This is a genomic window from Cellulomonas rhizosphaerae, assembly GCF_003470205.1.
GTDB classification, from domain to species: domain Bacteria; phylum Actinomycetota; class Actinomycetes; order Actinomycetales; family Cellulomonadaceae; genus Cellulomonas; species Cellulomonas rhizosphaerae.
Genome location: NZ_QWKP01000052.1, coordinates 1 through 3,661 on the forward strand (window position 1 = coordinate 1; position 3,661 = coordinate 3,661).

General features: G+C 78.4%; 4 protein-coding genes and 1 pseudogene. All 5 read left to right on the forward strand.

Annotated elements, in window-relative coordinates:
* Positions 1 to 483: FliH/SctL family protein (locus D1825_RS00720; protein WP_118765618.1), on the forward strand; the 483-nt coding region annotated here is incomplete at its 5' end.
* Complete coding sequence (locus D1825_RS00725) at positions 480 to 1,814, forward strand: FliI/YscN family ATPase (RefSeq protein ID WP_118765619.1); 1,335 nt, start codon at positions 480 to 482, stop codon at positions 1,812 to 1,814. The genes D1825_RS00720 and D1825_RS00725, both read left to right, overlap by 4 nt.
* Positions 1,811 to 2,248: a flagellar export protein FliJ gene (locus tag D1825_RS00730; protein ID WP_118765620.1), complete on the forward strand. Its 438-nt coding sequence runs from the start codon at positions 1,811 to 1,813 to the stop codon at positions 2,246 to 2,248. The genes D1825_RS00725 and D1825_RS00730 overlap by 4 nt, the downstream gene beginning before the upstream one ends.
* Positions 2,245 to 3,027 carry a C40 family peptidase gene (locus tag D1825_RS00735; RefSeq protein ID WP_233549544.1) on the forward strand — a complete coding sequence of 261 codons (783 nt, stop codon included), beginning with the start codon at positions 2,245 to 2,247 and terminating at the stop codon, positions 3,025 to 3,027. Before D1825_RS00730 ends, D1825_RS00735 begins: the two co-directional genes overlap by 4 nt.
* Positions 3,024 to 3,661 (forward strand): annotated as a pseudogene (locus tag D1825_RS00740) (hypothetical protein); the annotation flags it as partial. The gene D1825_RS00735 and the pseudogene D1825_RS00740, both read left to right, overlap by 4 nt.

The following is a 3,661-nucleotide window of genomic DNA, read 5'->3' on the forward strand; positions in this document are numbered from 1 at the left end:
GACGCGCAGGCGGTCCGCGTCACGCGGGCTGCGGCGGCCGACGCCGAGGTCGCGGCGCGCCGGGTGTCCGACGCGCTCGAGGCCCTGGCCCGCGCCGCCGCCGCGGTGCGTGCGGTCGCCGCCCCCGTCCTGGCGGACGCGACGCACGCGCTGCACGCGGGCGCGATCGAGCTGGCCGAGGCCGTGCTGGGGGTCGAGCTCGCCGACGACGAGCGGTCCGCGCTCGCGGCGCTCGCCCGCGTCCGGGCCGCGGAGCCCGGCCCCGGCCCCGTGACCGTCCGGCTGCACCCGCGCGACCTGGCGACCCTGCTCACGGGCGACGCCGACCTCACCGACCTCCGCCTCGAGGCCGATCCCTCGCTCGCACCGGGCGACGCCGTCGCAGAGCACGCCGACGGGCACGTCGACGCGCGCATCGCCGCAGCCCTCGAGCGCGGCCGTGCCGCGCTGACCACGCTCGCGCACCCGGGGGAGCAGCGATGAGCCCGCTCGTCGCCGAGCGCCCCGCCTCCGCCCTGCCGTCGTCCGTCCTGGCCGCTGCGGGTCCCGAGGCCGTGGGTCGCCTGCGCGCCGTCGTCGGGCTCACGCTCGACGTCGTCGGCACGCGCGCCGCGGTCGGGGAGCTCGTCCGGATCGGGACCGGCCCCGACGAGGTGCTGGCCGAGGTCGCCGCGACGAGCGCCGGCACCGCGCGGTGCATGCCGCTCGGCGCGACCCGCGGCCTGCGTGCCGGGATGCCGGTCCACCCGGCCGGCCGGTTCCGCGTCCCGGTCGGCTCGGGTCTGCTCGGCCGTGTCCTGGACGGGCTGGGCCGGCCGATCGACGGCCGCGGCCCGCTGCGCGCCCGGGCCTGGGTGCCGGTCGACGGCCGAGCGCCGCACCCGCTCGAGCGCACCCGGGTCGACGCCCAGCTCGGGCTCGGGGTGCGCGCGATGGACGCCCTCGTCAGCGCCGGCCGCGGTCAGCGGCTCGGGCTGTTCGCCGGCTCCGGCGTCGGCAAGTCGAGCCTGCTGTCGATGATCGCGCGCGGCACGGACGCCGAGGTGTCGGTGATCGCACTCGTGGGGGAGCGCGGCCGCGAGGTGCGCGAGTTCCTCGAGGACGACCTCGGGCCCGAGGGCCTGGCCCGCAGCGTCGTCGTCGTGGCGACCTCCGACGAGCCCGCGCTGGTCCGGCTGCGCTCCGCGTTCGTCGCGACCCGCATCGCCGAGCACCTGCGCGACGAGGGTCGCCACGCGGTGCTCATGATGGACTCGCTGACCCGCGTGGCGATGGCGCAGCGGGAGATCGGGCTGTCCGTGGGCGAGCCGCCCGCGACGCGTGGGTACCCGCCGAGCACGTTCGCTCTGCTCGCCCAGCTCCTCGAGCGCGCGGGCACCGGCCCCACGGGCTCGGTCACCGGCCTGTACACGGTCCTCGTCGACGGCGACGACCACAACGAGCCGATCGCCGACGCCGCGCGCTCCATCCTCGACGGGCACGTGGTCCTCGACCGGCGGCTCGCGGTCGCGGGCCACTTCCCGTCGATCGACGCGCTCGGCTCCGTGAGCCGCGTGGCGACCCGCGTGACGTCCCCCGAGCAGCGCGAGGCCGCCCGGCGCCTGCGCTCGGTCCTCGCCGCGCGCCGCCAGGCGCAGGACCTGCTCGACGTGGGCGCCTACGTCGCGGGCTCGAACCCCCTGGTCGACGCGGCCGTGACCCACGGACGCCAGATCGATCTGTTCCTGCAGCAGTCCATGGACGAGCGGGCGCTGCCCGCCGAGTCCTGGCAGCGCCTCGCGGCGCTCGTGCACACCCTGGGAGACCTCACATGACGCGCTCGTTCCCCCTCGCCGGACTGCTGCGCATGCGCGGCCGGGCCGAGGAGCAGGCGGTCGCCGAGCTCGCCACAGCGCGCCGGGACGAGGCGCGCGCGGCCGAGCTGCGCCGCGCGACCGCGGCCGCGCTCGCGGGTGCCGGGCTGCCGGCCACGGGCGACGACATCGCGTGGATGGCAGCCGTGGCGAGCCGGTCCACCCTTGCCGCGCTCCTGTCCGAGCGTGACCACCTCGTCGGCCGCGCGAGCGAGAGCGTCCAGGAGTGCAGCGAGGCCTGGTCCGCAGCGCGCCGCGACGCGCGCGCGCTCGAGCTGCTCGAGGAGCGGCACACGCTGACCCAGCGGGCCGAGGAGCGCCGCGCCGAGCAGGTCGTGCTCGACGAGGTCGGAGCGCGCGCGGCGGCCCGCGCCGGGATCGGGGCGGAGCTGTGAGCAACGAGTCCATCGCGGCCGTGCAGTCGCGCGTGCAGGAGCTGCGCGCCCTGGTCGCGCCGACGTCCACCACCGCGAGCGGCACGACGACCGGTGGTGCCGCCGCAGCCTCGGGGAGCACGGCGGCGGCCTTCCAGACCGCGCTCGCCGAGGCGACCGGCACGTCCGGCGTAGCGGGCACCGCCACAACGACCGGCACGACGACGGACACGGGCATCGCGCCGGGGTCCGGGGTCACCGCGCAGGACCTCATCGCGACCGCGAAGAAGTACCTCGGCGTGCCCTACGTGTGGGGCGGCGAGTCCCTGTCCGAGGGCGGCCTGGACTGCTCGGGCCTGGTGCTGCGCTCCCTGACCGACCTCGGCGTCGACGGCGTCCCGCGCACCGCACGCCAGCAGATGCACCTCGGCGAGAAGGTCGCCTCGATGGACGACGCCAAGCCCGGGGACCTGCTCGTGTTCGGCGGCGGGACCCACATCGCGATCTACCTGGGGGACGGGAAGATGATCGACGCACCCAAGCCCGGCGGGCACGTGAACATCCGCGACGTGTACGCCACCCCGACGGCGATCCGGCGGATCCTGCCGCAGGAGGGTGCCGCCGTCGCGGCGGCGCCGGACGCGCTCGCGACCGACGCCGCGTCGCTCGCCTCGCTGCTCGGCGGGGGTGGGGGCTCGCCGCTCGGTGCCCTGAGCGGGCTCGCCCCGTCGGGGCAGGAGACGTCGACGACCGACGCGTCCCGTCTCGCGTGGGAGCTCCTCGCCGGGGTGGCCTCGTGATGCCGACGACGGTCGCACCGACGGCTACCGCTCCCGCCGGGCCCGCGCGGGGCTCGGCGGGACAGCGCGCGGACGCGGGTGACCCGTTCGCGAGCGCCCTGGCCGCGGCCGGCGCGCACGAGCAGGACCCGGCGACCCCGGCTCCGCGCCCGGGACGGGACAGCGAGCAGAGCGCGACCGACGCCGGCGACGAGCCGACCACGTCGGCGGCCGCGGCACCGGTGGCTGCGCCCGTCGCGGTGGACGCACCTGTGCCGGCCCCGACGACGGCCCCGGCGGCTGTCCTCGCGCCGGCGCCTGCCGAGGCGTCGCCAGCAGCGACGGCGTCCGCGGAGACTGCGGCGGGCAGCGAGGCGACGACCGTCGCGCCGGCCCCGGTACCGACGGTGCTGTCGGCCGGTGCCACCGCGCTCGCGGCCCTGGCGACAGCCACCCCGACGGCCGCAGCTCCGACCGCGGCAGCCCCGACCGTGGCACCGCTGACCACGTCGGCCTCGGTCGACCCGGCGCCCGTCGCGCCGGGCGTGGTGGCCTCCGACGCGAACGCGCCCGTGCCGCCGGCTGCGCCCGGTGCCGGGGGCCAGGCGGGGACGCCGCCGGCTGCTCCGCCCGCGGCGCCCCAGCCGTCGGCGCG

What these genes read in the sequence shown, in the direction of transcription:
- D1825_RS00725 (WP_118765619.1), top strand. Translation starts at nt 480, where the DNA reads ATGAGCCCGCTCGTCGCCGAGCGCCCCGCCTCCGCCCTGCCGTCGTCC.
- D1825_RS00730 (WP_118765620.1), top strand. Translation starts at nt 1,811, where the DNA reads ATGACGCGCTCGTTCCCCCTCGCCGGACTGCTGCGCATGCGCGGCCGG.